The following is a 24,355-nucleotide window of genomic DNA, read 5'->3' on the forward strand; positions in this document are numbered from 1 at the left end:
GAACGCCCGCCTGCTCCTACCTCGAATCTCGATCACCGCGATTATTGCGTCCTCAGGTCAGCCCCACCCTTCAATCAGCCATAACACGCGTCGAATGTGACTCCGCAGTTGACCGGAATTCACGACCCCAACGATTGCGTGGTTGATCAGGCCCAGGAGACGCACTTACGGTCCGACCGTGCGTTCCACCAGGCACCGCCTCTGATCATTGCGGCCGATCCCGCATTCACCAGTCGAGCATCGGAGACCCCTCGTGAGCGGTAACGGACTTGGATCCGAGAACATCTGCGTCCCGCTGGAGAACAGCGAAATCCGCCGGATGACCCACCAATACCACCGGTACGGCATCGCCACCGTGACCGACCTGATCGAAGCGCACACACGTCAACTGGTGCGCGCCGAAGCGGAGCGTCTCCTCGAGAAGCACGCCGAGCGACGCGATCTGCGCCTCGAGACCACCGGCTACACCCGCCGCTCCATGTCCGTGGTGCCCAGCGAGATGATCGCGGCCAACAGCGAACTGGTGACCTCGGTCTACTCGAACCCCGACCTCATACGCGCGCTCGAAGCCCTCGCCGGCGAGAAGTTACACCCCTGCCCCAAGGCCGACGAGGAGTTCCTGATCACTCGCCAGGAGCAGCGCGGGGACACGCACGGATGGCACTGGGGCGACTTCAGCTTCGCCCTCATCTGGGTGCTCCTGGCACCGCCGATCGACGTCGGCGGCCTGCTTCAGTGCGTACCCCACACCGCATGGGACAAGGCGTCACCACGAATCAACAATTACCTCGCCGAAAACCCCATCAACACCTATCACTTCGGCTCGGGAGACGTGTATTTCCTGCGGACCGACACCACTCTGCACCGCACGATTCCGCTTCGTGAGGACGCCACCCGCATCATCCTGAACATGACGTGGGCAGGAGACCGGGACCTGACGCGCAACTTTGACGCTGATGACCGGTGGTGGGACAACGCCGGCGTCTCGGCGGCATCCGCCATCAAGAAGTGAACGCATCCCACTCCGCTTCCCGCCCACGAAGGAGACGACCATGACCGAGCTGAACAGTGCGGGCTCCTCCGCCACAGCTGTCTGGGACCACTTCGATAACGTCGAACCGGGAATCCGCCGCCGGATAGCCGTCGAGGACCCGGCGATCAAGGAATACCTGGACGGCATGCTGGCCCGCATCGCCGGGCACCGCGGTGTCGAGCACCCGTACCTGAACGCCTATCGGACCACGCGACTCTCCCCCGAACAAGAACGACTGATGTACAGCGAGTGTCACTACTTCTTCCGCCATCTCCCCTTCTACATCACCGGAATGGCGATCAAGACCCGGGACGAGATGATCCTTCGCGAGATCGTCCTGAACGTGTACGACGAGGTGGGCGGCGACAGCATGCACTCCGCCCTCTTCAGCGGATTCCTCTCCCGGATCGGAATCAAGAAGGAACACCTCGACGGTTACGAGCCGCTGGAGGTCACCAAACGCCTGAACGACGGAATCCGGATCCTCTACACCGAATCTCCGATTCACAAGGCACTGGGAGCGCTGTACGCCGACGAGACCATGTCGTCCATCATGGTCTCCAAGATCAATGACGGGCTGGCCAATCAGGGCTACGACAAGGACCTGCGCCACTTCTGGCAGCTGCACATCGACGTAGAGGTGGGGCACAGCAACTCCGTCTTCAATGCGATGGCCCCCTATGTGGGATCGCCGGCCACCCGGGCGGAGTTCGAGGAGGGGGCCTTCGAGTTCCTCGGGCTCGTGGAGAACTACTGGGACGGGGTGCAGCAGCTCGTGGGCCTTGAGGCATGACCCTCAAGGCATCCGGGGACATCGGGTCGGCCCGCGGCCTGCGGCACATCGCCGTCGGCCGGCCCATCCCCGGCTCCATCCATTCGGTGTCCGTCTCGATCCCCGACATCGCGGCCGTCATCGGCTACGAGTCGGGCGACGCGGCCACCCGGAGCCGCATTTCGTGGGGCTACCCGCGCTTCCGTACCCATCCGTATGTGACACGGGTGGCGGGACTCCTCGCTCAGGACGGCATCGGGCCGGGCGAGGGCCTCGTCCTGACCTGCTCGGACCGGGCCGCGACGGCCGCTGCGGCGTACGCCGGGCTCTCCCCCCACGCCGCAGTCGTAGGAGGCCGCGTGCACGGGGTGCGGCTCCCCGCCGACGACGCCTCGGCCGCACGGGTCCGTGCGTACGTACAGCACACGGGCAGCCACCTGTCCTCGCGCGAGGCGGAGGACGTGCTGCTGGACGCCGGCCTGATCGAGGGCCGGCAAGCCGAGGCCGCGGTGGAGGACGCACCCTCGGAAGCCGTCCGGGCCGTCCTCGCCCAGGCCTACGGTGTACGCGACACGGCGGACGTCTCGCTGCACAACAGCGGCATGAACGCCGTGACGGCGGCCATCGCCGCGGTCTCCGAGATCCAGCGGGAGAACGGCCGGCGCAGATGGCTCCAGCTCGGCTGGATCTTCTTCGACACCATGAGCCTGTTGGAGAAGCGCATCATCGATGTCGAACACACCACGGTCCCCGACCCGTTCGACCTGGCGGAGGTCGCCCGCGTCGCCGAAGCGCACGTCGGGGAGCTCGCCGGCATCATCGCCGAGGTGCCGAGCAATCCGAGCCTGCGTACTCCGGACATCCCGGCCCTGCGGGAGATCGCCGCGCGGGCCGGCTGTGCGCTGGTGGTCGACGCGACGATCGCCACCCCCTACAACGTCGATGTGCTTCCCCACGCCGACGTGGTCTGCGAAAGCCTCACCAAGTACGCCACCGGCTCGGCCGACGTCCTGATGGGCGCGGCCGTGGTCAACCCGGACTCGTCCTTCGGGCCGGACCTCCGCACCGAGCTGCGGCGCCACGGCGACCATCCCTACCACCGCGATACGGCACGCGTGGCCGCCCGGATCCGCGGCTATGCGGAACGTATGGACCGGGTGAACGCCAACACCCTTGCCCTCGCGGCCTGTCTCGAACGCCACGACAGGGTCGTCCGACGCGTCGACTGGGCGTACGACGCCCATTCCGAGAGCAACTACCGCAAGGTCGAACGCCGGCCTGACGCACCGGGGGGCCTGCTGATGGTGGACCTCAAAGTTCCGCTGGAGCAGGTGTATGACCGTCTCGCGGTCGCCAAGGGCCCCAGTTTCGGCGCCGAGTTCACGATGGCGTCACCACAGATCTTCATCGCGCACTACGACCTGCTCTCGACGCCGGAGGGCCGTGCCGCCCTGCGAGCCAGAGGGCTGCACCGGGACATGCTGCGGATCTCCGCCGGCACCGAGGAGCCGGAGCGGATTGTGGAGACCTTCGAGCAGGCCCTGCGACCACTCTGAGCGAGCTGAACCGCCCTGGCCACGCAGGGCGGTTCAGCTTCTTGAGCACGCGTCCTCAATCGCGCATCAGGGATGCTTTCGCCGCCTTGATGTACGCGTCGGCGGCTTCGAAGGTGGGCGCCAAGGCGGTCAATTCCACAAAGCCGCAGGACGTCAGGGCCCCCAGAACATGCAGGGCAACGCCCTCGCCCTTTTCCTGTTGGTAGAGCAACCCCTCCGCACGCAGCCGCTCGACAGCGGTCCTCGGGTCGATCCTGCCGAGCGCCTCAGGTTCGTGCAGCCGCCCGTGCACATAGCACATCGGCTGTCCGTCGCTCCGCCGCAGCAGTCCGTCGTCTCCGACCTCCCGGCCGACGAGTGCCTCGGCATACCTCAGCACATGGCTGGGACCGACCTTGCGCAGGTTGATCTCCACCGCGAGCGGCCCGCGCTCTCCCGCGATCACGAAGTCGATTCCGAACGTGCCCCGGTGACCGAGCTCGGCCAGCACCGCACCCGTGCGCGCGACCGCGTCGCTGATGACCGGCCGCCACCGCTCCTCCGCCGGGAACCGGCACCCCCAGTACTGGCCGCCCGACAGCACCTGGTCGTGGCTGGCGACCACCTTGACCGTGCCGTCCGCGCCGATGTGCCCGAGCCCGCTGGGCGATGAGGTGACGTCGTCGAGGAACTCCTCCACGATCGCCCCTCCGTTGGCGAGCTCCCGGTAGAAGTCGTCGGAGGGCATCCGGATCACCTCGGCCGCTGCAACGAGATCCCCCGTACTCCCGAGCTTGTCGCAGTCGACCAGCACATTGCCGATCGACGCGGCATAGGTATCCGGGCTCAGCTTCACCATGACGTGCTGCGCCGGGTGAGGGCGCGAGGCGAGCCGCTCGATTTCCCGTACCACGGCCTCCTCGCTGCGCAGCTCCTCCGCCGTCCCGTCGGGCACCGCGACACCGGCGCGCAGGAGGATCTCCTTGCCCCCGGCCTTGCTGCCCCAGCGGGCGACGAAGGACCGGTGGCCCTCTTCGAGATCGGCACCGATCCTGCGGGCCAGCTCGTCGAGGGAGTCGGAGGCCATGAAGTGGACGATGGACGTCCGCGCACTCTCCTGCGCGGCACCCCGCAGTGCGTCCATGATCCGGTCCTCGCCGAGGGCCAGCTCATCGAGCGTGCCCGGCTGGTGGGAGGTCGGCGTCAGCAGGGTCAGTCGCTCACGGGCGCTTTCGACCATTCGGTCGTCGAACCGGAAAACGTCGCGGAAGTGGTACTCGAGCGTGTAGGGATCGACTGGTTCCGACGTCATGACGACAGCCCGCACCGCCGGGTCGCGGAGTTCCCACAGGAAACAAAGGCTCCGCTCCGCCGAGTACCGAAGGTACGACACCTCTTGCAGCATCCGGTCGGCGTAGTTGAACGCATAGATGAGAATCCGTGTGAAATCGAAATCAGCCATAAGGAGCGCTCTACCTCGCTTGTCTGGGTTGCTTGCAGCGGTCCGCACAGATCCGTAAGGACCAGGTGCTCCAGGTGAGGCTACGAGGCTGCCAGGGGAAACGGGATCGGAATTACCCGTTCCGGTGAATTCTCGCAAGAAAGTGCGAGTGATCGCCGCAAGACGTGTGGCCGGAAAATAACCCACCCCCCTTTATTTGCGTATGGGTCATTTGATCCATGCGTGCGTCGGTGACACGATCGCACTCGTGAAGATCCCGAAAGCCATCTGGGCTCTGGCCCTTACCGTCTTCGCGTGGGCGTCGGCCTTCCCCGCCATTCGCGTGGGCCTGGAGGGATTCGGTGTCGCCGGTCTCTCGCTGGCCCGCCTCATGGTCGCCTCGGTCGCCCTGGCGATCACGGCACCATTCCTCGGCGTACGCACACCGCGCCTGCGCGACCTGCCCATGATCGTGCTGTGCGGTGTGAGCGGCATGTCGGCCTATCAAGTCCTTCTGAACTGGGGCGAGGTGCACGTCTCCGCCGGCACCGCGAGCCTGCTCATCGCTGTCGCCCCGGTGTTCAGCGTGCTGCTCGCGGCCGCCTTCCTCGGGGAGCGGATCACCTGGTTGAAGGCCATCGGAAGCGTGGTGGCGATCGTCGGCGCGGCGGTGATCGCGCTGGCCGGAGGCCACGCCGAATACACCGCCTCGGCGTGGGTCGTTCTCGCCGCGGCCGTCGTCCAGGGCGTCTACCACTTCGCGACCAAGCCCCTGCTGGCCCGGTACACCGGTCTTGAGGTCGCCTGTTACGCGATGTGGGCAGGGACCTTCTTCCTGCTCCCCCTCTCCCCCTGGATGGTGCACGGCTTCGCGACCGCGTCGGCGGCGTCACTGGGGTCAACCATCTTCCTTGGACTGGTCCCCTCCGCCGTGGGCTTCGTAGTCTGGGGGTACGCGGTCGCCCGGCTGTCCGTGGCCTCGTCCACCGCGGCCCTGTACCTCGTGCCACCGGTCGCCCTGATCGTCGCGTACGTATGGCTGGGGGAGGTGCCGGCCCCCCTGGCGCTGGTCGGAGGGGTACTCGGGATCACCGGCGTCGCACTCATCAATCGCCGTCCGGCCCGCGCGGCTACCGGCGACGCCCCCGACGCGCCGGCCGGAGAGCCCGGGGCCCACACCGACGAATGGGACGGGCCGGACGGGAAGGAGTCGCCCATCCCCTCACAGATGGCGCGACCGGCCGAGCGACGCGGACCGGCGCCACCGGGGCTTGAATAATTCGCCATATCCACTTATCCCGTGGGGCACCCATGAGCACTCTTCCGCAACACGCCGTGACCAACATGGAAGGCATCCCAAGGACAGTGGGCACGCAGAACAACGTCTATCTGACCCAGACGTACACCTATGAGGCCAAGAGCAGGATTCTGAGCTGCGCGTCGAGCGCCGCCGGGATTCGGCTGGCCCTGGCGGACAACATTTTCCATCCGCAGGGCGGTGGGCAGCCCAGCGACCGGGGATGGGTCAACGACATTCCCGCCACCCCGGTCCGTGACCCCGACTCGGGATGGGCCTACGTCGATCTGGCCCCGGCATCCGAGAACGACGAGCGTGCATTTTCCGCGGGCCAAATGGTCACCGCGACTATCGACGCCGAACAGCGCCGCCTGCATGCCGCCCTCCACTCCGCGGGTCACTTGGTCGACGCGCTGATTCGCCCCTTCGGTGTGCGGCACGTCGGCAGCAATCACTTTCCCGGTCAGGCTCGGGTCGAATACGAGCTGGAAGGCGCGGAAGTGGACAAGGAACAATTGGCCGATTCCCTGCAGGAGGGAGTGGTCAAGGCCATCGCACAGGGCCTCCCGATCAGCTCCGGCGAGCGTGACGGGCGGCGGACGATCACCATCGAGGGCCTCGCGACGGAGTTCTGCGGAGGCACACACGTCACCGACCTGAGCTGCCTCACCGATGTCTCCATCCGCTCCGTCAAAATCAAGTCGAGCCGTCTGAAGGTCGGTTATGAGGCGGCACACGTGACGCTCACCTGATCGGCGCCGGTTGTGGGCGCCCGGCACCCTGGCCCCTGACGCCCGGGCGGGGTGGAGGCATGAGCAATGTGCGGGTCGGAGCGGGTGCGGAACGGGTGCCATGCGGGCGATCACCGTGCGGCCGGGCAGGTTCTGAACCCGGGCCGACCGGTCGTCCCTGATCGCCGCCCGGTGGCCCGTAAACGGCGTCCGGCGGCAACGTTCCCAACCGGAGAGGCCAGGACGGCGAGGAGCGCGAGTACCCATGCACCGTCTGCTGGTGTGATGTTCCCTGGGATGCCAAGTTCGCGATGGTTTCCCTCGGCAGCTGCTGCATCGCGACCAGCTATGTCGGCGTGGAATGGCGGATATCGCGGATGCGGGTGCACGCGCCCGTCTCACCTGTCGCGTCGACGGCCGGCGATCGGACGGCTGAGTCCTCCACGTCGTAGGTGCGTATGCGGGCGCTCCCGAAGATCTGCCGTCGGGGAATCAGGGCTGGTGCCGGCACGAGGGCAGCTCCTCAACTCGATTGAGTGTGCAGGACGTTGAAGAGTACGTAGAGCGCCGCGAGGGAGGCCGGCGTCAGTATCGCGGCGGCCACTCGTGCCCCGTTATAGCGCCGCCGCCATGGCGGGATCCAGCTGGTCAGCAGCAATCCCACGGGGATGGTGAGCCCGCAGGCGCTCACTGTGAGACCAAACGAAAAGCTCGCCCGGTAGCGCTCGTTGTCCCAGGAGTTTCCGCACAAAGCGGGAGTTATAAGAACTAGCCAGCCGATCACGAATCCCTCCATGAGGGTCACTGCCGTCGCGATCGCTGGTGCGATCGGCGCCAGCGGTGCCCGGTCGTCGCCCGTCGGGCGCGGGTTCCATCGGGGGCTGGCAGCTGTTCCATACGCGAAGTAGAACCTGCCCCGCCGATGCACGCATGAGCCCGGATACTTACGCGCGCCGGCTGCGCACTGCTGCCCAACCGGCGGACTCCCATACCGTGTTGCCTGTGGGGCCTGCCCCACCTCGTGCTCAGCGACCGCGTCTCGCGGGATGAGTCTCGGGGTGTTGTGGTCCAGGCGCACGGCGGGCCAGGGGGATGCCGCCCCTGTCTTGGTTCGGGGATGCGGTCTGCGGGCTGCTGTCCGGTTCGATCGCGGCTGGGCCGGTATCTCGCATGGGCGTGCGCCTCACGGCCCTGGTCGTTGACTGGGCTGCTCATGGACGGGGCTTCGGCGTAGTCGGATGGCGTCCGATGTGTGCTCAAGCGACGCCGAAAGGATCAAGGCAGGGTCTCGCGAACGTCCTGCCATGGGAGGCCGTGGGAGGGGCTGCGGTGTCCCGCCGCAGCGCGCATCCGCTGCCCTTCGCCGACCCGCCCCTTGCCTCATCTATCGAGATTCGATAGATTCACATCGTGAGTCGATGGAAGGATGGGCGATGGGAAAGCTGACAGTGGGTGCGCTGCGTGCCGTGCTCGTGGTGGTGCTCGCCGGCACCGTGTTCGTGCAGGCATTGATGGTGTGGGCGTTGGCCACCGACCCGGAGGACGGGTCACTCCCGCTGACCCCGCTGCGCGTGATCACGATCTTGGGCATGGTGTCGGCCCAGGTCGCCCTGGTCTGCGTATGGCGGCTGGTGACGATGGTCCGACAGGGAACCGTCTTCTCCCACACCGCCTTCCGGCACGTGGACGTCATGACCGGCGCGATCGTGGCGGCCGCCTTCGTGTGGTTCGCGGTCACGGCCGTCAATGCGCCGGGCCAGCGGGCCGACCCGGGCGTCACCGTCATCATGGGCGGGATTGGCGTGGCCATCCTGGGGGTCGCGCTCATCGTGCGAGTGCTGCGGATGCTGCTCGCCCAGGCCGTCGCGCGCGAAGTTGCAGCGGCGCAGATGCAGGCCGAATTGGACGAGGTGATCTGATGCCGATCGCCGTCGACATCGATGTGATGCTGGCCAGGCGGAAGATGTCCGTGGGCGAGCTCGCGGACCGCGTAGGGATCACGCCCGCCAACCTGGCGGTACTCAAGAACGGTCGCGCCAAGGCGGTGCGCTTCGCGACGCTCGCCGCGCTCTGCGAGGCGCTCAAGTGTCAGCCGGGCGACCTGCTGCGCTGGGACCCGGAGGACCCGGAGGACCCGGAGAATGCTGCGGTCGCCGAGGGCGCCGCGGGCGGATGACGATTCCCAGGGCGGGCGTGAAAACGCCTGGCAGCACTGCCGGACATCGGATTGCCAGGTGTCACCGCCTCGGCGGCCTGCCTTGATCGGAGCAGGCCGCCGGGCTTGTGACCTGGGCTGTCGCGCACCCTCCGCGTCAGGAGCCCGCCGGTCTCCCACCTGTGCGGTGGTCAGGTGGATTGGGCATGAGCGCGGTGCCGGGTCGGCGGTGCGGCCACGTGTCGGTGCCGCCGGCTAGGGCCTGCCTGGACGCGGGCTGCCGGAGGGGTACTCGCGTGGACAGTCTCAGGCTGTGTGACCCGCACGATGCCATCGAGCGGCTGATGAGCTTTCTCGGGCAGCGGTCGGACGGGTGGGTCAGCGCAGTCCGGCGAAGAGATCGTTCTCGGGTACGGTCGCGCCGGTGGCGTCCTTGACACGTACGAAGGTCTCCATGCCCATCAACTCGCCGAACTTCTCCTTGCCCATCTTGAGGAAGAAGATGTTCTCGCCCTGACTGGCGTGCGCGGCCAGCGCATCAAACTTCTGGCCGCTGAATGCGAGGGTGTCCACCCACGTGGTGATCTCCTCGTCGGGGAGGCCGATCTCGGCCAACGCGGCGGTCTCGGCGGGATCCGGCTCCGGCATCTCCTCTTCGAACTCGCGCATGGTCTCCCCGAACCGCTGCATCATCGAGCGGGGCATCGTCGTCCAGTACACCTTCGGTGTCAGCGCGGTCATCTCCAGCGCCGCCATCGTGATGCGGTGGGCCTGGATGTGGTCGGGGTGGCCGTAGAAACCGTTCTCGTCGTAGGTGACGACCACATCGGGTCGGTAGTGCCGCATGAGTTCCGCAAGTCGGGCGGCGCCTTCCTCCACGGGGGTCTGCCAGAAGGATCCGGGGGCGTCGTTGCTCGGCCAGCCGATCATCCCGGAGTCGGCATAGTCCAGCATCTCCAGATCGCTGACCTTCAGGACGTCACAACTCGCCTCAAGTTCTTGACGGCGCATCAAGGCAACGGCCGCCGGATCGTGTCCGGGATCACTCGGCTTGATGCCCCCCGGTCCGTCACCGCAACCGCCGTCGGTACACGTCACGAGAACCGTGCGGATGCCTTCCGCCGCGTACCGTGCGAGGACCCCTCCGGTTCCGGTGGCCTCGTCGTCGGGGTGGGCGTGCACTGCCATGAGCGTCAAGGGCCGGTCAGTCATGAAAAGGTCCTCCTGCAGAAATGCGTCTTGTGCCGAGTGTGCGGCGGTCGTACCGCGATCGTGGGGACCGGATCCTGGTGGGGCGGACGACCTTGTGGTGTCCGTGCTCCCCGCCCGTGCGGCGCCGTTCCCTCGGTCGATGCAACCGTGCCGACCGGACCGGTTGTTCCCGGCGCGGCCCTGACCTTCCAGGCGTCGGCATTCCACGTGAGCGAGATGGCAGGCGCGACTTGCTGGCCTTCGAAGTGCACCTGTCAGATGGCAAGCCGCTGACCTGCCTGGTGGGGCGCCATGCGGGTCGAGAACGTCGGCCCCTCGGGGTTCTCAACCTCCAACCGGTCGGCACCGCCGATGGCTGGTGCCGCCGTGATCGGGGCGGTTGTGCATCTGCTGGGCGCCGCTGTCGAGGAGGGCCGGGACCTGTCCTCGAAGAGCCGCATCCTGGCCGGCACCGCCTAGCGTCTGCTGCCGGCCTGACGGCCCGGCCTCATTTCAGGTGCCGGCCGAAGAAGCGGTCCCCGTCGTCCACCTCGAACCACGGGGTGCAGGCAGGATCGCCCATATTGGCGTGCAGCGTCTCCTCCTTGGCGCCGAAGGCGTCGAACAGGTCCAGGGCCCGCTGACGGGGTCCCAGGGCCCGCTGACGGGGTTCGCTTCGTCGTCCCACTGCAGCAGGAACAACAGCGGAATGGTGACCTGCCGGGCCTCCTCGCGTCGGGCGCGGGGCGCGGGGCACGTAACCCCCGGCGAAAGAAGCCGGCGGCCGCGATGCGCTGTTCGACCGCCGCCAGCCGAATGCCGACGGCGGTCCACCCCGAATACCCGACTGGACCGCCGATCTCAGGCAGCGAGAGGAGGGCGTCCAGGGTGGCCTGCCCTTCCGGAACCGTCTTTTCGACCAGCGGGCCGATGAACTACTCGAAGATCTCGTCGACCGGCTCGCCGGCTGCCATCGCCCCGGTGGAGGTCGGCGCCGCGCGACGCGACCGCGGCGCAGGATGGATGACCTGCGCGGTGTGAGGTCGGAGAGGGGGGTTTGCCAAAGCAGCAACAGAACTCGCGGTGACCTCTGGGCCTGTCACATGATCGCGTCCTGAGGCGTTGGCCTGCGGTCCATCCAGCCACCGGCCGGTGACGCACTCGGCGCACGCAGATCGATCGACAGCCCCGGAGGATTCATGTCGCAGCCCGTCCAGGTCACGGATGTCACACATCGTCTGGTCCCCTCTCCCGCCGGCAGGATCCACCTGGTGGAGCGGGGTGCCGGGCCCCTGGTGCTGCTGGTGCACGGGTTCCCGGAGTCCTGGTATTCCTGGCGCCATCAGCTGCAGGCGCTGGCCACAGCCGGATACCGCGCGGTCGCCATGGACGTGCGCGGCTATGGCCGTTCTTCCAGGCCCGAGGGGGTGGCCGCGTACCGGATGCTCGACCTGGTCGAGGACAACGTCGCCGTGGTGCGCGCTCTGGGTGAGGAGACCGCCGCGATTGTCGGGCACGACTGGGGCTCGACCATCGCCGCGAACTCCGCCCTGGCCAGGCCGGACGTCTTCCGCGCGGTCGGACTGCTGAGCGTGCCCTACGCGCCGCCCGGTGGGCCGCGGCCCAGCGAGGTCTTCGCGCAGATGGGTGGGGACGAGGAGTTCTACGTCTCCTACTTCCAGGAGCCCGGCCGGGCCGAAGCCGAGATCGAACCAGACGTCCGGGGCTGGCTGGCGGGCTTCTATGCCGCCTTCTCCGCCGACACCATGCCCGCGGCCGACGCCCCGGACCCGCACTTCGTCAGCCGCGGCGAGATGCTGCGTGACCGGTTCCCCTCTGGTCGGCTGCCTGCCTGGCTCAGCGAGGACGACCTCGATGTCTACGCCGGGGAGTTCGAGCGGACCGGTATGAGCGGAGCGCTCAACCGGTACCGGAACATGGACCGGGACTGGGAGGACCTCGTCGACTTCCACGGCAAGCCCATCACCCAGCCGTCCCTGTTCCTTGGCGGTGCACTGGACGCCTCCACCACCTGGCTGACCCAGGCCATCCAGGCATACCCCACCACCCTGCCCGGACTGGTCTCCTCGCACATCCTTGACGGCTGCGGCCACTGGATTCAGCAGGAACGCCGCGAGGAGGTCAGCCAGATCCTGACCGGCTGGCTTGCCTCCCTGCCCAGCTGAGTAACCGCCCGGGGGCCCCGGGCCCCAGCCTCTTGGCCGTCTCGGGGCGGACGTCGAGCGGCGTAGGTTCAGCCCGGCAGCGCGTCGTCAAGCTGCGCCGGTTCCGCCGAGCTCAGCGTGAGTTCGGCGGCCTGGGCCGAGTCGTGGAGGGATGCCGGGCGGCTGGCTCCCGGCACCGGGATCATTGCCGGGGAGCGGGTGAGCAGCCATGCCAGGGCGATCTGCTGCGGGCTGACGCCGTGCTCGGCCGCGATGCGGTGGAAGGCGGTGCCGACGGAGGTCGGGCCTGACGGGCCGTCGAGGGAGCGTACCTGCGGCGTTACGCCGAGCGAGCCGGCTTCAGCCCGGAGATGCGTGGCCCGACAACTGACTATTTCTTCGCGCGCTCGCTCGTCGCTGCGGGCATGGGGATCTCATTGGCCCCCTCCATCGCGCCGGTCCCGGAGGTGGCAGGCGTGTGCACCGTCCCGATCAAGGAGCCGGTTCCGATTCGGCACATCGGCGCTGCCACGCTCAGCCGCCGCCGCGACCACCCCCAGCTCGCGACCCTGATTCACGCGCTTCAGGAGCAGGCGGCAGCCGTGGGCGATATGTGACGATGGGTCAGATGCGCCACCTTGCAGTCCTGGCCATGGTCACCCCGGCGTTGCATCGATCGAAGCCGTAGGCAGAGGGACCAGATCAACTGACACACCGCCCGGCATCCGTGTATGCGAGTCCGGGTCGACTGAGATTCTTACGGCCTGCAGCTCAATTCTGGTCGCCTCAGGTCGGATCCCTCGTTCCCTCGATCCCTCGTTCCCTCGATCCCTCCCCACAGGCTGGATCAACTGAGATGGGGCAGCGAACCTCCGCTGAGACAGAACGCCCGCAAGACACTCCCGAATCGCCTTTCGGCAAGGCGCACTCCTCGCGCGCCTTCCGCGAGCATCTGCGCAGGCGCGGCGTAGGGCGGTGTTCTCCGTCCCGGCAGACCAACCTGGTCCGCCCGGTGATCCGGACGAAGCTGCCTAGTCGAAGGGAGGGCCGGAGCTGGCGATCACGTGTTTGAACACTTGGACGTCCTTGATGTCAAAGGAAGCCGAAGGGGATGGCGCTACCGATCGCCAGTGATCCAGAGCTTCGTTGGACTCGAAGTGCTCGAAAATGTTCACCCGTCCTGCCTCAGTGGGATCGGCCGAGATCGCCACATCGATACAACCAGGGTGCTTGCGCGCCTGCTCAACGATGATTTGGTGCGCATCAACACAGCGGTCCCGGTCCTCCTGGTCCACGTACACTTTTCCAGCCACGATCACTCTCACGATGTCCTTGCCTCCCGTGCGGGCCGACTGCTGTCACCACTTGGACCGGTCGGCGGCCGGAAATTCATCGGTGCCGCACGCGAGGCCTGCTGGCAGGTGTTTGTGCACTCTGGTCGTGGGTTCGTACGGCTGGACGATCTGGGGACTGGCGTCTGGCGGGGCTGGACGGTGGTACTGCCGGGAGGGGGGTGATCCCCTTGCCGGTATAAGGGCTTCGATGTATTGCTTGGTCTCGCGGCCGGCGTCGGTGAACCGGCCGTGGGCGTCGACGAGCCCGCGCTCACACAAGCCGTCCATGACCGCGGCCAGCCGCTCCTTCGTCAGGTGGTGGATGCGCCCGAACGAATCCGGCGGTGACGCTCTGCGCCAGCGCGTCGAGCCGGTGGGGGTGCGGCCGGCGGCTCCCGCTGTGAGAGGGAGCCGCCGGGGCGTCAGATGTGTGTCTGGCGCCGGTTTGTGTGTCCGGCTTCGTTTGGGTCGACGGCCCTGTGCATCACTGCGAGGACGGTGTCCAGGTCGTCGCCTTGGTGCGGGTCGTCCGCCATGCGATTGCGGCGACGGGACCCGCAGTCGGTGCACTGGTGGACGATCATGTAGCCCTTGGCGGAGTGGTGCTCGACGGCAACAGGGCGCATCAGCGCACGGCAGTCGTTGGCACGGTCTCCGGGCCAGACGTCCACATGCAGCGAGTGCAGGCAGTGCGGGCAGTGGTTGCGATAGCTTCCGTTGACCAATGCCGCGACCGTCCTGCCGCAGTTTTCGCAGGTGAAGCCGGTGTTTTCGGTTGTTCTGCTGATGGTGCTGCTCCTCAGCGAGTCGAAGGGGTCTTCAACTCGGAGGCGCAGGGTTCCGTTCGCTCTCCTCCTGCCGGGGCAGGGGTCGCAGGCTTGACTGGGGAGTGACGCGGTTCACCGCCGCTTTGGGCGGGCGATTACTTCCGGCTCCAGCTTCACCAGAGTGCGTGTGCAGCTCTGGATCCGGACCACGACTGGGTTTGTGTATTTATCCCAGCCACTGTCACGCGGGTCTTGCCACGTGCCGCCGGTAGGTGTCCATCCAGTCTCACTGCCGTGGGCGTCGTCCCCCGTCAGGCAGCAGCAGTAGCGGCATGCAATTTCGTGATCACGCCACCTCCTTGATCTTTCGGGCCTCCGTCCCCTGTCGGTGACTGCGGAGACGTTCTCCATCCTATTCGTGAGCCAGTGGCCGTCTGGAAGGTCGCTGGTCAGGCGGCTTATGGAGGCCGAGGCGGAGCGACGGGCAGGCGGGCCGGGCTGGTCACCTGGTTTCGCCGGGTCTGGCGGCAGGCGCCCCAGCTCGTGCGGCAACCCTCAGTGACCTGCCGCGCCGATCATCGTCCGCCGGGCATGACCACTCGCGGGACGGTCACCGCACAAGGTGTCGTCCCGGTTGTGGTGCGCCGGTAGCAGGTGAAGGTTGCGATGCGATACGTCTCGTCTCCTCTTCGTTGGCCCGCAGGAGGAGCATCATGGACCGCTTCATCGACCTCGCACCCGGTGTACGACTCCGGGCGGAAGACCGTGGTGCCGCAGAAGCATCTCCGTTGCTGCTGATCATGGGTGCGCAAGCACCCGGCCTGGGCTGGCCGGATGAACTGGTGGACATGACCGCCCCTCGCCACCGCGTGATCCGCTACGACCACCGCGATGCCGGTCGCTCCACCTGGGCGTTCGACCAACAGCCCTATCCCCTCGCGGAACTTGCGGAAGACGCCCTCGCGGTGCTGGACGCCCTCGGCATCGAACGCGCCCACATAGTGGGCATGTCGCTGGGCGGCATGCTTCGCAACTCCTCATCGCCGACCATCCCCAACGGTTGCTCAGCGCGACCCTGATCGGCACGAGTGCGCTCAGCACCGTCCCGTACATCCAGCCGGACGGAAACCGGACCCCGCCCGAGGAGCTACCCGGTATCGCACCCCGCCTGCTGGAGATGTCCCGCCCCGTGGCGGATCTTGGCCTGGAAGCAGAGTGGGAACGGCGGGTCGAGCACGGGCAGGCCTTGGGAGGCGATCAGCTCCCCTTCGACGCCGAGTACACCCGCGCCCTTGAGTGGAAGGTCACCGCGCACACCGGGCACTACGCCGTCAGCACCGCGCCCGCCCGCGCCGACGCCTCCAACCTGGATCGCACCGAGCAACTCGCCCGGACCGCGGTGCCCCACTCTCCTCATCTCCGCTCCCGCCGACCCGGTTGCCGCGCCGCCACGCCCCCACCACCTTGCCCAGGCGGTCCGAGGCGCGCACACCGTCGAGATACCCGGCATGGGGCATGCGCTGTCACGTGAGGTGCACACGCCGCGCAGGCTGATGGCTTGCCATCGGGTGGTGGTGGTCGACGCCGAGAGGCGGGTGGTCGGAGACGTGCAGGCCGAGCAAACCCCGATCAGAACCGAGGAGTTCTCATCGGTCTCGCGTCGGCCCGGCGGCCCGCGATCATTGAGGTTTGCCGTGTCGTTGCCCGGATCTTCACCGGGATGATCACGGGGCGTCGTCCGGCTGGGGTGATCTTGCCCCATGCCTTACGGATCAGACGACGACATGCTGCGATACCTGGACAGCGATCTGGCGGAGTTGGGCGCGAAAGCGCAGCGAGCCGCCGAGGCCGTGGCCGGATGCGCCGTCACGGTGACCGCTCCCGACCGGTCGGTGACGGTCACCGTGGGCGCGAGCGGCAACCTCCTCGACATCGCGTTCGGCAGGAACGCCGCGACGATGCCGCCTCAGCGGCTGGCCGCACTGGTCAAGAAGCTCGTCAGCGAGGCGAGCGTGCGCGCGGGCGGCGAGGTGCGCGCGGCCTTCGGCGACTTGGTCGGCGGGAACTCCGCGGCGATGGATGTGCTGTCGCCTTTCGTGGGCGCCGTCGGGGAGGGGGCGTCCGCGGGGCACGTTCCGCCGCGCACTGCGCGGCCCGGTGGTGCTCACGAGCGGCCCGGGCGTACGGCGTGACGTGGGCCGCCATCGTGACGACGAGCGTGGAGAGTTGAGGACGCGATGACATACAACGGCGTTGTCGGCGTCGACACCGACGACCTGAAGCGGTTCGCCGACTCCCTCGAGAACGACACGGTTCCCACGATCCAGCGGGTGTCCGAGGGTGTGCACACGCTCAACGGCGGGGACGTCAACGCTTTCGGCGTGCTGCTCGCCCAGGTGCTCGGCGTGCCCGCCCGGATCGCGATGGCGGTGACGGCCGATCACCTCGACGACCTGGCGCACACCATGGGCGACGTATCCAAGTCGGTCCGGGACACCGCGTCGGTGTACGAGGACACCGAGGAGCGCTCGACCGCCCTGGGCCGGCGGTGATCCGATGTCGCAACTGGAGGTCACCTCGGGCAACTGGTCCTCGGGCGCCGGCATCGTCGACAGCTTCAACGGACTGATCGGAGGCGTGCGCGGCGCCCACGACGGCGACCGGGCGGCTGCCGCCGCGGAGATCGGCATCGGCGTGGTCTCCTCGGTGCTCGACGTGATCTCGGTGGGACTCGATCCGCTGAGCAAGCTGACCGCCATGGGGCTGGGCTGGCTGATCGAGCACGTGGCGTTCCTGCGCGAGCCGCTCGATCTGCTCGCGGGCGACCCGAAGGCGGTGGCCGGAATCGCGGAGTCCTTGCACGAATACGCGCAGGACCTCCGCAACGCGGCCGAGGAAGTGACATCGTCGGCCCACACGTACACCGCCTCCTGGGAGGGGCCGGCGGCCGACGGCTGCCGCGAGAGCATCGACGGCCACGCGCAGCGGATGGAGGCGGCGGGCAAGGCCGTGGACACCACCGGCTACGTGGTCGAGACGACGATGGCGGTGATCACCGCGGTGCGCGCCCTGATCCGCGACATGATCACGTCCGTGCTCGGCGACATCATCGCGACGATGCTCGTCGCGCTGGCCGCGGCTGCCTGGACCTTCGGTGCCTCGCTCATCGTCGGAGTGAGCCGCTGTGTCGTCCTCGCCGTCACGGAGGTCACGCGCATGATGACGAAGGTCGGCCAACTGGCCGGCCTGTCGGGCCGTGCTGCTCGGCGGATCGACTCGCTCGTCGACATCCTCGGGAGGCTGACGGCTGACTCCCGGGCCGCCGGCGGGGTACGGAGTGTCGCGGCGCCGCGGGTCGGCGATGAGGCGGCCGGGCATGAACTCGACGCCCTCGCCGTCCCCACGTCGGCGCCCGCGCACGGAGCCGCCTCCGACACGAATGGGCGCACAGGAGCCGGAGCCGCAACCGGAACCGCAACCGGCACGGGCAAGCCTGGCAGCGGGTTCCACGATGACGGGCACAGCGATGACGTCTTCCGGGACTGGCTCGCCATGGACCGGCTTCTCAACCCGCCGTTCTCGCCGCGGGAGACCACTCCCGGGCAGACGCCCCACGACGTCCGTGGGCCTGCGGAGGCTTCCGTCGGCGAAACCTCCGGACCTCTCCGCGATCCCGCCCGCTCGACCGCAGATCCCGCCCGCGATCCGTCCGCACTCTCCGAGCGCGAGAGCGTCGGCGGTGGGCAGCCGCCCGCCGCCGCGCCGTCGGCCAAGGACTCGCCGCTGAAGAGATTCGACGTCGCGGCGCTGAAGAAGCACGAGAACCGGCTGAGGAACTCGCGATTCAGCGATGCCTTCGAGCGGGTCAAGTTCGTCGACACATGGACCAAGACCCACCTCCCCGCCGCGTATCCCACCCTCAAGGCGATCGCCGACGCGAAGAGCGCGAAGAACTACGTGGGTCTGGCGGACAAGTTCGCGCTGACGCTGGGCAAGTCACTGACCGGCATCCAGCAGCAGGCCGAGCAGGCGTGGGCCACGTCCGACCGGCGGGAGCAGCAGCACATCAGTGGCGGCGCCGCCTGAGGCCGCCCCGGACGCGTCCGCGCGGAGGTGCCGGCCCGCGCGGACGGGAGGTACGCGCCTGCAGATGCTGCGGCCCGGTGATGCCCACCGCAGCCACCACCGCAGAGTCCTGTACGTCCGTTCACAGGCCGACGAGAGGCCACAGCCGTGGCGGCGCGCGCCTGTGTGTGCCGTCGCACGTGCCGGTGCGGCCGGACCCAACTGTCGAGCGCGCACGCTGAGCGCGAGCAGCGGCACGTGCTTCGTCTGCCGGCCGATCCGCGTTTTCTCGGCCTCGCACCGGTGACAGCCGCCAAGGGCCCTGTCCGTCCGTATACGGGTGTGAAGGCAGCGTGCACGTCAACTCGCCTTGTCCGGACGGGCCACAAGGTGATTGCCCGCTCGGATAGCTGCCGGCCAGTGCGTTTGCGTCAGGGGCGAACGCCACGATGTTCATGCCACCGGGCGTTTCGGTAAGGGGAGTGAAGGCGGCGAGGTGGGCGGCGCCGGACACCACCGTGGCGTTCCACCAGCCGCTCGGTGGGTGCGCCCGCACCCGAGAAGGGGAGGACCCTCAGCATGGCATCGCCCCGGCCACCACCGCGTGGGCGCCCGCGCTTGGCCCCGCTAGGGCGGTGACGTGCGCAAGCCCCTGACCCCCCTCGCCCCCGCCCTCGCCCGGTGAGCGTGACGACCGTCGACGACCACCACAAGCCCATCGGGAAGGGCGCGCCCCCGGTCAGCGGAGCGCGGCGTCCTCGCGTTCGGTGTCCTCCGGCCCGGTGGTGTCCACTGCCGAGTGCAGCCGGGCGTAGGCCCCCTTGGCGGCGAGGAGCTGGTCGTGGGTGCCGCGCTCGACGATGCGGCCGCTTTCCATGACGAGGATGAGGTCCGCATCGCGGATGGTGGAAAGCCGGTGGGCGATGACGAAGCTGGTGCGGCCCGCGCGCAGCGAGTGCATCGCGCGCTGGATGAGGGCCTCCGTGCGGGTGTCGACGGAGCTGGTCGCCTCGTCCAGGAGCAGGATCGAGGGCCGGGTCAGGAAAGCGCGGGCGATGGTGAGGAGCTGCTTCTCGCCCGCGCTGACGTTGGCCGACTCCTCGTCCAGGACGGTGTCGTAGCCGTCGGGCAGGGTGCGGATGAAGTGGTCGGCGCAGGTGGCGCGCGCGGCGGCAACGATGTCCTCGCGGGTGGCGTCGGGGCGTCCGTAGGCGATGTTCTCGGCGATGGTGCCGGAGAAGAGCCAGGCGTCCTGGAGCACCAGGCCGATGTGGGAGCGCAGTTCTTCGCGGGTCAGGGTGGTGATATCGGTGCCGTCCAGGAGGATGTGCCCCGCGTCGGTTTCGTAGAACCGCATGAGGAGGTTGCCCAGAGTGGTTTTTCCCGCGCCGGTCGGTCCGACGACGGCCACGGTCTGACCGGGTTCGACGGTGAGGGAGAGGTCCTCGATGAGGGGCGTGCCGGGGGAGTAGCGGAAGCAGACTCTGTCGAACCGGACGTGTCCGCGGCCTTTTTCCAGCCGCGCGGGGCGGTCGGGGTCGGGGGACTGTTCGTCGGCGTCGAGGAGTTCGTGGATCCGTGTCGCCGAGGCGAGGGCGGACAGCAGGCGGGCGGCGATGCCGGCGACCTCGACGATCGGCTGACTGAACTGCCGGGAGTAGAGGATGAACGCCTGGACGTCGCCGATGGACAGGGCTCCGCTGACGACGCGCAGTGCGCCGACGACCGCCACGGCGATGTAGCCGAGGTGGGAGACGAACATCATCGACGGCTCGATGGCACCGGAGACGAACTGGGCCCGCGCTCCGGCGCGGTACAGGGCTTGGTTGTGCTCGTCGAAGGCCCGCTCCGCCTGATCGCGCCGCCCGAAGCCCTTGACCAGCGAGTGCCCGGTGTAGACCTCCTCGACATGGGCGTTGAGCGCTCCGGTGGCGGACCACTGCTGGGTGAACCGGGGCTGTGCCCGTCTGCTGATCCGGGCGGCGAGCAGGGCCGACACCGGAACGCAGGTCAGCATGATCAGCGCCAGCAGCGGAGAGATGACGAACATCGACACCAGCATGGTCAGCACGGAGAACACCGCTGTGATCAGCTGGCTGAGGGTCTGCTGGAGGGTCTGCTGGAGGTTGTCGACGTCATTGGTCACCCGGCTGAGGACGTCGCCCGCGGGGTGGCGGTCGAAGTACCGCATCGGCAGGCGGGCGAGCTTGGCCTCCACGGACCCGCGCAGTGTGAAGACCACACGCTGGACGACGGACGCGACCAGCCACCCCTGGAGGAGGGTGAGGACGGAGGCGGCGCCGAAGAGCGCGAGCGCGACCAGCAGTACACGGGCGACGGCGTCGAAGTCGACGCCACCGGATCCGGGCGCGTGCCGGATGCCGTCGAAAACGAGGTCCGTGGCCCTGCCCAGGAGCATCGGGCCCGTCGCATTGAGCGCGACGCTGCCGATGCCGAGAACGACCGCCACGGTCACCGGGGCACGGTGCGGGCGCAGCAGCGCCAGCGTACGGAGGACGGTCGTGCGCCGCTCGCGGCTAGCGCTGTTCGCCGCGACCATGGACGGCCTCCTGACGAGTCGTCGTGGCTGCGGTGTCCTGGCCGGAGCCGCCGTAGGGGCCGGTGGTCGCGGTGAGTTGGGAACGGGCGATCTCCCGATAGGTGGTACTGGTCCCGAGCAGTTCCTCGTGCGTGCCGGTGGCGACCACCCGCCCGGCGTCCAGAACCACGATGCGCCGTGCGCGGCGGACGGTGCTGACGCGCTGGGCGACGGTGAGCACCGTCGCCCGGGAGAGCTCCGGCTCCAGGGCGGCCCGCAGCGCGGCGTCCGTGGCGTGGTCCAGCGCGGAGAAGCAGTCGTCGAAGAGATAGATGTCCGGCCTGCGCAGCAGGGTGCGGGCGATCGCCAGGCGCTGCCGCTGTCCGCCGGACACGTTGGTGCCGCCCTGGGTGATCGGCGCGTTCAACCCCTCGGGCATGCGCTGGACGAAATCACGGGCCTGGGCGATCTCCAACACGCGCCAGAGTTCGTCGTCACCGGCGTCCGGGTCGCCGAAGCGCAGATTGCCGGCGACGGTGCCGGAGAAGAGGTAAGGCCGCTGCGGTACGAAGCCGACGGTACGGCGCAGCACCGCAGGGTCCAGGGTGCGGACGTCGACACCGCCCACGTGGACATAGCCGCCGGTGGCGTCGAAGTGCCGCAGTACGAGATTGAGCAGGGTGGTCTTGCCGCTGCCGGTGCTGCCGAGGATCGCCATGGTCTCGCCGGGCCGGACGCTCAGATCGATCCCGCTCAGTACCGGCTCTTTCGCTCCCGGATAGCGGAACTCGGCTCCGCTCAGGGTCAGTTCACCGGCCCTGGGCACGGCGCGTACGGGCTCGGGCGGCGCCGCTACGCTCGGCTCGGTCGCCAGCACCTGCTGGATGCGCTCGGCGGAGACCCTCGCCCGCGGCATCGCCAGACATACGAGGGTGACCATCACCACCGACATCAGGACCAATGACAGGTAGCTCAGAAACGCGCTGAGCGCGCCGAACGGCATTGACCCGGTCTCGATACGGTGGGCTCCGAGCCACAGCACGGCCACCATGAAGGCGTTCAGGGCCAACAGCACGACGGGAACGATGGTGGCCAGCAGTCGGCCGACACGCAGCGAGATGCCGCGCAATTCGGAATTGATGCGGCCGAATCTCGCGCCTTCATGGGAATCGCGCACAAAAGCCCGTACGACGCGGACTCCGGTAATGCGTTCGCGCAGCAGCCCGTTGATGTGGTCCAGGTATTTCTGCATACGGGCATAGAACGGGTCGGTGCGGCTCAGAATGAGTCCGAAGGACATTCCGAGGACCACCACCAGTGCCACCAGGAGCAGGGAGAGCTCGATGTCCTGCTGGAGTGCGAGCGCGACGCTGCCCACACACATCAAGGGTGCTGATACGGCGACGCCGAACGCGGAGAGCGCCAGCATCTGTACTTGCTGCACATCGTTGACGGTCCGCGTCATCAGTGACGGAGTACCGAACTGCCCGACCTCGCGGGCCGAGAAGTCCAGTACCCGGCGGAAGACGGCCGAGCGCATGTCGCGGCCCATCGCCATGGCCGTGCGGGCGCCCAGTGACACCGCGCCCACGGACGCCCCGAACTGGACGAGCGCGAGGGCCAGCATGGTCGTACCGGTCCGCGTGATGTAGCCGCTGTCGGCCTTGACCACGCCGTTGTCGATGATCGCGGCGCCCAGTGTGGGCAGTGCCAACGTGGCCAGGATCTGCACCAGTTGCAGCAGCCCCAGCAGCGCGACGGCGCGCCGGTGGGGCCGCAGGTGGAATTGCAGGAGTCTGAGCAGCACCGGACGACGCTCCTGGAGATGGGCAGGCCCGGTCGGCAGCGGAGAGGGAGCGCCGGCCGGGCCTGAAGGGGCTCACCCGGACAGTGCAGCGCACCGCACACCGGAAAATCCCTAGTGTCCCGCGGGCAGTGCGCTGCGGCGCTTTTTGCACCGATCGGCGGCGGCATGGATTTCAACAAACAGGAAGCGCCCGGTGGCGGGGACTCAGGAATTCCCTAGTGTGCCCGGAATTCCTTGACGCCGGGACCGGGCGCTTGGGAGCGTGCGATTACCCAGCGTCCGGTCCGCGGCGTTTTCGATGCCCTTCGAAGCCGAGCGGCCGAGTAGCCAAGAGGTCAAGTAGTCAATACGGCTGTGCGTTTGGGCGGCCTGTTCTATGCGAAGGAGAGGACTGAGATGTCCAAGCGTGCGCTGATCACCGGAATTACCGGGCAGGACGGCTCCTATCTGGCCGAGCACCTGCTCTCGCAGGGGTACCAGGTATGGGGCCTGATGCGGGGTCAGGCGAATCCCCGCAAGTCGCGGGTCAGCCGGCTCGTATCCGAACTGTCCTTTGTCGACGGCGACTTGATGGACCAGGCCAGTCTGGTCTCCGCTGTCGACAAGGTGCAGCCCGATGAGATCTACAACCTCGGTGCGATCTCCTTCGTACCGATGTCCTGGCAGCAGGCCGAGCTCGTCACCGAGATCAACGGCATGGGCGTCCTGCGCATGCTGGAGGCGATCCGCATGGTCAGCGGCCTGAACGGCTCGCGCAGCGGTGGCAACGGCCAGATGCGCTTCTATCAGGCGTCCTCGTCGGAGATGTTCGGCAAGGTCGCCGAGACGCCGCAGTGCGAGACCACCATCTTCCGGCCGCGCAGCCCCTACGGCGTGGCGAAGACCTACGGGCACTTCATCACCCGCAACTACCGCGAGTCCTTCGGCATGTACGCGGTCTCCGGAATGCTGTTCAACCACGAATCTCCGCGCCGCGGTACGGAGTTCGTGACCCGGAAGATCTCTCTCGCGGTGGCCCGCATCAAGCTCGGCTACCAGGACAAACTGTCCCTGGGCAACCTCGACGCCGTGCGTGACTGGGGCTTCGCCGGCGACTACGTCCGTGCCATGAACCTGATGCTCCAGCAGGACGAACCGGGCGACTATGTGATCGGAACCGGCCAGATGCACTCGGTCCGCGACGCCGTCCGCATCGCCTTCGAGCACGTGGGTCTGAACTGGGAGGACTACGTCAGCATCGACCCCTCGCTGGTGCGCCCGGCCGAGGTGGAGATCTTGTGCGCGGACGCCGAGCGCGCCCGCGCCCAGCTGGGCTGGAAACCCAGCGTCGGCTTCCCTGAGCTGATGCGCATGATGGTTGATTCCGACCTGCGCCAGGTGTCCCGCGAGCACGAGTACGGGGACCTGCTGCTGGATGCCACCTGGTAGCCGGGCACACGGGACACCCCGGCGCGCGGATCCCGGCGTACTCCGTACGGCTCCGGCGCGGCGGGCGCGCTGTCACGCGGAGCACGGAGACTAGG

Annotated in this window: 20 protein-coding genes and 2 pseudogenes; 14 read left to right on the top strand and 8 right to left on the bottom strand. The window is 68.0% G+C overall.

The window, feature by feature from the left end; genetic code table 11:
• The first annotated feature begins 253 nt into the window (after window positions 1-253).
• Genes besD through besB form a run of 3 tightly spaced genes read left to right on the top strand, consistent with a single transcriptional unit; the run spans window position 254 to window position 3,361 of the window.
• Window positions 254-1,012, top strand: a complete 759-nt coding sequence (gene besD / locus ACIRQ7_RS29840; protein ID WP_404265736.1) for an L-lysine 4-chlorinase BesD — start codon at window positions 254-256, stop codon at window positions 1,010-1,012.
• Window positions 1,013-1,052: 40 nt separating this feature from the next.
• Window positions 1,053-1,826: a 4-chloro-allylglycine synthase BesC gene (gene besC / locus ACIRQ7_RS29845; RefSeq protein WP_404265737.1), complete on the top strand. Its 774-nt coding sequence runs from the start codon at window positions 1,053-1,055 to the stop codon at window positions 1,824-1,826.
• Window positions 1,823-3,361: an L-2-amino-4-chloropent-4-enoate dechlorinase/desaturase BesB gene (besB, locus tag ACIRQ7_RS29850; RefSeq protein ID WP_404265738.1), complete on the top strand. Its 1,539-nt coding sequence runs from the start codon at window positions 1,823-1,825 to the stop codon at window positions 3,359-3,361. Before besC ends, besB begins: the two co-directional genes overlap by 4 nt.
• A gap of 55 nt (window positions 3,362-3,416) precedes the next feature.
• Here besB and besA read toward each other — a convergent pair whose 3' ends face one another.
• On the bottom strand, window positions 3,417-4,802 hold the full coding sequence (besA, locus tag ACIRQ7_RS29855; protein ID WP_404265739.1) for an L-propargylglycine--L-glutamate ligase BesA: 1,386 nt from the start codon (window positions 4,800-4,802) through the stop codon (window positions 3,417-3,419).
• Window positions 4,803-5,049: 247 nt separating this feature from the next.
• Between besA and ACIRQ7_RS29860 the strand changes: the two genes are divergently transcribed.
• The 4 genes from ACIRQ7_RS29860 to ACIRQ7_RS29875 all read left to right on the top strand — a co-directional run bounded on the left by ACIRQ7_RS29860 (window position 5,050) and on the right by ACIRQ7_RS29875 (window position 8,985).
• Window positions 5,050-6,060 carry a DMT family transporter gene (locus ACIRQ7_RS29860; RefSeq protein ID WP_404265740.1) on the top strand — a complete coding sequence of 337 codons (1,011 nt, stop codon included), beginning with the start codon at window positions 5,050-5,052 and terminating at the stop codon, window positions 6,058-6,060.
• A gap of 32 nt (window positions 6,061-6,092) precedes the next feature.
• The gene (locus ACIRQ7_RS29865) at window positions 6,093-6,830 is read left to right on the top strand and encodes an alanyl-tRNA synthetase (protein ID WP_404265741.1); all 738 of its coding nucleotides are present in this window, start codon (window positions 6,093-6,095) and stop codon (window positions 6,828-6,830) included.
• Window positions 6,831-8,242: 1,412 nt separating this feature from the next.
• Entirely contained in the window at window positions 8,243-8,728 is a 486-nt protein-coding gene (locus ACIRQ7_RS29870; protein ID WP_403674025.1) for a DUF2975 domain-containing protein, read from the top strand.
• Window positions 8,728-8,985: a helix-turn-helix domain-containing protein gene (locus tag ACIRQ7_RS29875; RefSeq protein WP_404265742.1), complete on the top strand. Its 258-nt coding sequence runs from the start codon at window positions 8,728-8,730 to the stop codon at window positions 8,983-8,985. Before ACIRQ7_RS29870 ends, ACIRQ7_RS29875 begins: the two co-directional genes overlap by 1 nt.
• Window positions 8,986-9,342: 357 nt before the next feature.
• Here the strand turns inward: ACIRQ7_RS29875 and ACIRQ7_RS29880 are convergent, their stop codons facing one another.
• Together ACIRQ7_RS29880 and ACIRQ7_RS29885 are read right to left on the bottom strand one after the other, a co-directional pair.
• Window positions 9,343-10,176, bottom strand: coding sequence for a PIG-L family deacetylase (locus tag ACIRQ7_RS29880; protein WP_404265743.1), 834 nt, complete (start codon window positions 10,174-10,176; stop codon window positions 9,343-9,345).
• Window positions 10,177-10,663: 487 nt separating this feature from the next.
• Window positions 10,664-11,151, bottom strand: a pseudogene (locus ACIRQ7_RS29885) (alpha/beta hydrolase); the annotation flags it as partial.
• A gap of 203 nt (window positions 11,152-11,354) precedes the next feature.
• Here ACIRQ7_RS29885 and ACIRQ7_RS29890 point away from each other — a divergent pair.
• Window positions 11,355-12,341 (top strand): alpha/beta fold hydrolase, encoded by a 987-nt coding sequence (locus ACIRQ7_RS29890; protein WP_404265744.1) that lies wholly within the window; start codon window positions 11,355-11,357, stop codon window positions 12,339-12,341.
• A gap of 68 nt (window positions 12,342-12,409) precedes the next feature.
• Here ACIRQ7_RS29890 and ACIRQ7_RS29895 read toward each other — a convergent pair whose 3' ends face one another.
• A complete protein-coding gene (locus ACIRQ7_RS29895) occupies window positions 12,410-12,715 on the bottom strand; it encodes an aldo/keto reductase (protein ID WP_404265863.1) in 306 nt (101 codons plus the stop codon).
• Here ACIRQ7_RS29895 and ACIRQ7_RS29900 point away from each other — a divergent pair.
• Entirely contained in the window at window positions 12,653-12,937 is a 285-nt protein-coding gene (locus tag ACIRQ7_RS29900) for a LysR substrate-binding domain-containing protein (RefSeq protein WP_404265864.1), read from the top strand. The genes ACIRQ7_RS29895 and ACIRQ7_RS29900 overlap by 63 nt on opposite strands.
• A 414-nt stretch (window positions 12,938-13,351) precedes the next feature.
• On the opposite strand, the gene ACIRQ7_RS29905 is transcribed toward ACIRQ7_RS29900, so the two are convergent.
• Window positions 13,352-13,645: a putative quinol monooxygenase gene (locus ACIRQ7_RS29905; protein WP_404265745.1), complete on the bottom strand. Its 294-nt coding sequence runs from the start codon at window positions 13,643-13,645 to the stop codon at window positions 13,352-13,354.
• Between the two features lie 431 nt (window positions 13,646-14,076).
• Window positions 14,077-14,490 carry an RNHCP domain-containing protein gene (locus tag ACIRQ7_RS29910; protein ID WP_404265865.1) on the bottom strand — a complete coding sequence of 138 codons (414 nt, stop codon included), beginning with the start codon at window positions 14,488-14,490 and terminating at the stop codon, window positions 14,077-14,079.
• A 644-nt stretch (window positions 14,491-15,134) separates the two neighbouring features.
• On the opposite strand from ACIRQ7_RS29910, the pseudogene ACIRQ7_RS29915 reads away from it, so the two are divergent.
• From ACIRQ7_RS29915 to ACIRQ7_RS29930, 4 genes and pseudogenes are all read left to right on the top strand, one after another.
• A pseudogene (locus tag ACIRQ7_RS29915) lies at window positions 15,135-16,145 on the top strand (alpha/beta fold hydrolase).
• 36 nt (window positions 16,146-16,181) lie between these two features.
• The gene (locus tag ACIRQ7_RS29920) at window positions 16,182-16,613 is read left to right on the top strand and encodes a YbaB/EbfC family nucleoid-associated protein (protein ID WP_404265746.1); all 432 of its coding nucleotides are present in this window, start codon (window positions 16,182-16,184) and stop codon (window positions 16,611-16,613) included.
• 45 nt (window positions 16,614-16,658) lie between these two features.
• Window positions 16,659-16,973 carry a hypothetical protein gene (locus ACIRQ7_RS29925; RefSeq protein ID WP_404265747.1) on the top strand — a complete coding sequence of 105 codons (315 nt, stop codon included), beginning with the start codon at window positions 16,659-16,661 and terminating at the stop codon, window positions 16,971-16,973.
• A gap of 4 nt (window positions 16,974-16,977) precedes the next feature.
• Window positions 16,978-18,507, top strand: a complete 1,530-nt coding sequence (locus ACIRQ7_RS29930; RefSeq protein ID WP_404265748.1) for a hypothetical protein — start codon at window positions 16,978-16,980, stop codon at window positions 18,505-18,507.
• A gap of 718 nt (window positions 18,508-19,225) precedes the next feature.
• On the opposite strand, the gene ACIRQ7_RS29935 is transcribed toward ACIRQ7_RS29930, so the two are convergent.
• Together ACIRQ7_RS29935 and ACIRQ7_RS29940 are read right to left on the bottom strand one after the other, a co-directional pair.
• Window positions 19,226-21,046 carry an ABC transporter ATP-binding protein gene (locus tag ACIRQ7_RS29935; RefSeq protein ID WP_404265749.1) on the bottom strand — a complete coding sequence of 607 codons (1,821 nt, stop codon included), beginning with the start codon at window positions 21,044-21,046 and terminating at the stop codon, window positions 19,226-19,228.
• Entirely contained in the window at window positions 21,024-22,832 is a 1,809-nt protein-coding gene (locus tag ACIRQ7_RS29940; RefSeq protein ID WP_404265750.1) for an ABC transporter ATP-binding protein, read from the bottom strand. The genes ACIRQ7_RS29935 and ACIRQ7_RS29940 overlap by 23 nt, the downstream gene beginning before the upstream one ends.
• Window positions 22,833-23,228: 396 nt before the next feature.
• Between ACIRQ7_RS29940 and ACIRQ7_RS29945 the strand changes: the two genes are divergently transcribed.
• Entirely contained in the window at window positions 23,229-24,260 is a 1,032-nt protein-coding gene (locus ACIRQ7_RS29945; RefSeq protein ID WP_403674015.1) for a GDP-mannose 4,6-dehydratase, read from the top strand.
• The last annotated feature ends 95 nt before the right edge of the window (window positions 24,261-24,355 follow it).

It is taken from the genome of Streptomyces sp. NPDC101393 (assembly GCF_044767385.1).
Classification (GTDB): domain Bacteria; phylum Actinomycetota; class Actinomycetes; order Streptomycetales; family Streptomycetaceae; genus Streptomyces.

What these genes read in the sequence shown, in the direction of transcription:
- besC (WP_404265737.1), top strand. Translation starts at nt 1,053, where the DNA reads ATGACCGAGCTGAACAGTGCGGGCTCCTCCGCCACAGCTGTCTGGGAC.
- besB (WP_404265738.1), top strand. Translation starts at nt 1,823, where the DNA reads ATGACCCTCAAGGCATCCGGGGACATCGGGTCGGCCCGCGGCCTGCGG.
- besA (WP_404265739.1), bottom strand. Translation starts at nt 4,802, where the DNA reads ATGGCTGATTTCGATTTCACACGGATTCTCATCTATGCGTTCAACTAC.
- ACIRQ7_RS29865 (WP_404265741.1), top strand. Translation starts at nt 6,093, where the DNA reads ATGAGCACTCTTCCGCAACACGCCGTGACCAACATGGAAGGCATCCCA.
- ACIRQ7_RS29870 (WP_403674025.1), top strand. Translation starts at nt 8,243, where the DNA reads ATGGGAAAGCTGACAGTGGGTGCGCTGCGTGCCGTGCTCGTGGTGGTG.
- ACIRQ7_RS29875 (WP_404265742.1), top strand. Translation starts at nt 8,728, where the DNA reads ATGCCGATCGCCGTCGACATCGATGTGATGCTGGCCAGGCGGAAGATG.
- ACIRQ7_RS29880 (WP_404265743.1), bottom strand. Translation starts at nt 10,176, where the DNA reads ATGACTGACCGGCCCTTGACGCTCATGGCAGTGCACGCCCACCCCGAC.
- ACIRQ7_RS29890 (WP_404265744.1), top strand. Translation starts at nt 11,355, where the DNA reads ATGTCGCAGCCCGTCCAGGTCACGGATGTCACACATCGTCTGGTCCCC.
- ACIRQ7_RS29920 (WP_404265746.1), top strand. Translation starts at nt 16,182, where the DNA reads ATGCCTTACGGATCAGACGACGACATGCTGCGATACCTGGACAGCGAT.
- ACIRQ7_RS29925 (WP_404265747.1), top strand. Translation starts at nt 16,659, where the DNA reads ATGACATACAACGGCGTTGTCGGCGTCGACACCGACGACCTGAAGCGG.
- ACIRQ7_RS29930 (WP_404265748.1), top strand. Translation starts at nt 16,978, where the DNA reads ATGTCGCAACTGGAGGTCACCTCGGGCAACTGGTCCTCGGGCGCCGGC.
- ACIRQ7_RS29935 (WP_404265749.1), bottom strand. Translation starts at nt 21,046, where the DNA reads ATGGTCGCGGCGAACAGCGCTAGCCGCGAGCGGCGCACGACCGTCCTC.
- ACIRQ7_RS29945 (WP_403674015.1), top strand. Translation starts at nt 23,229, where the DNA reads ATGTCCAAGCGTGCGCTGATCACCGGAATTACCGGGCAGGACGGCTCC.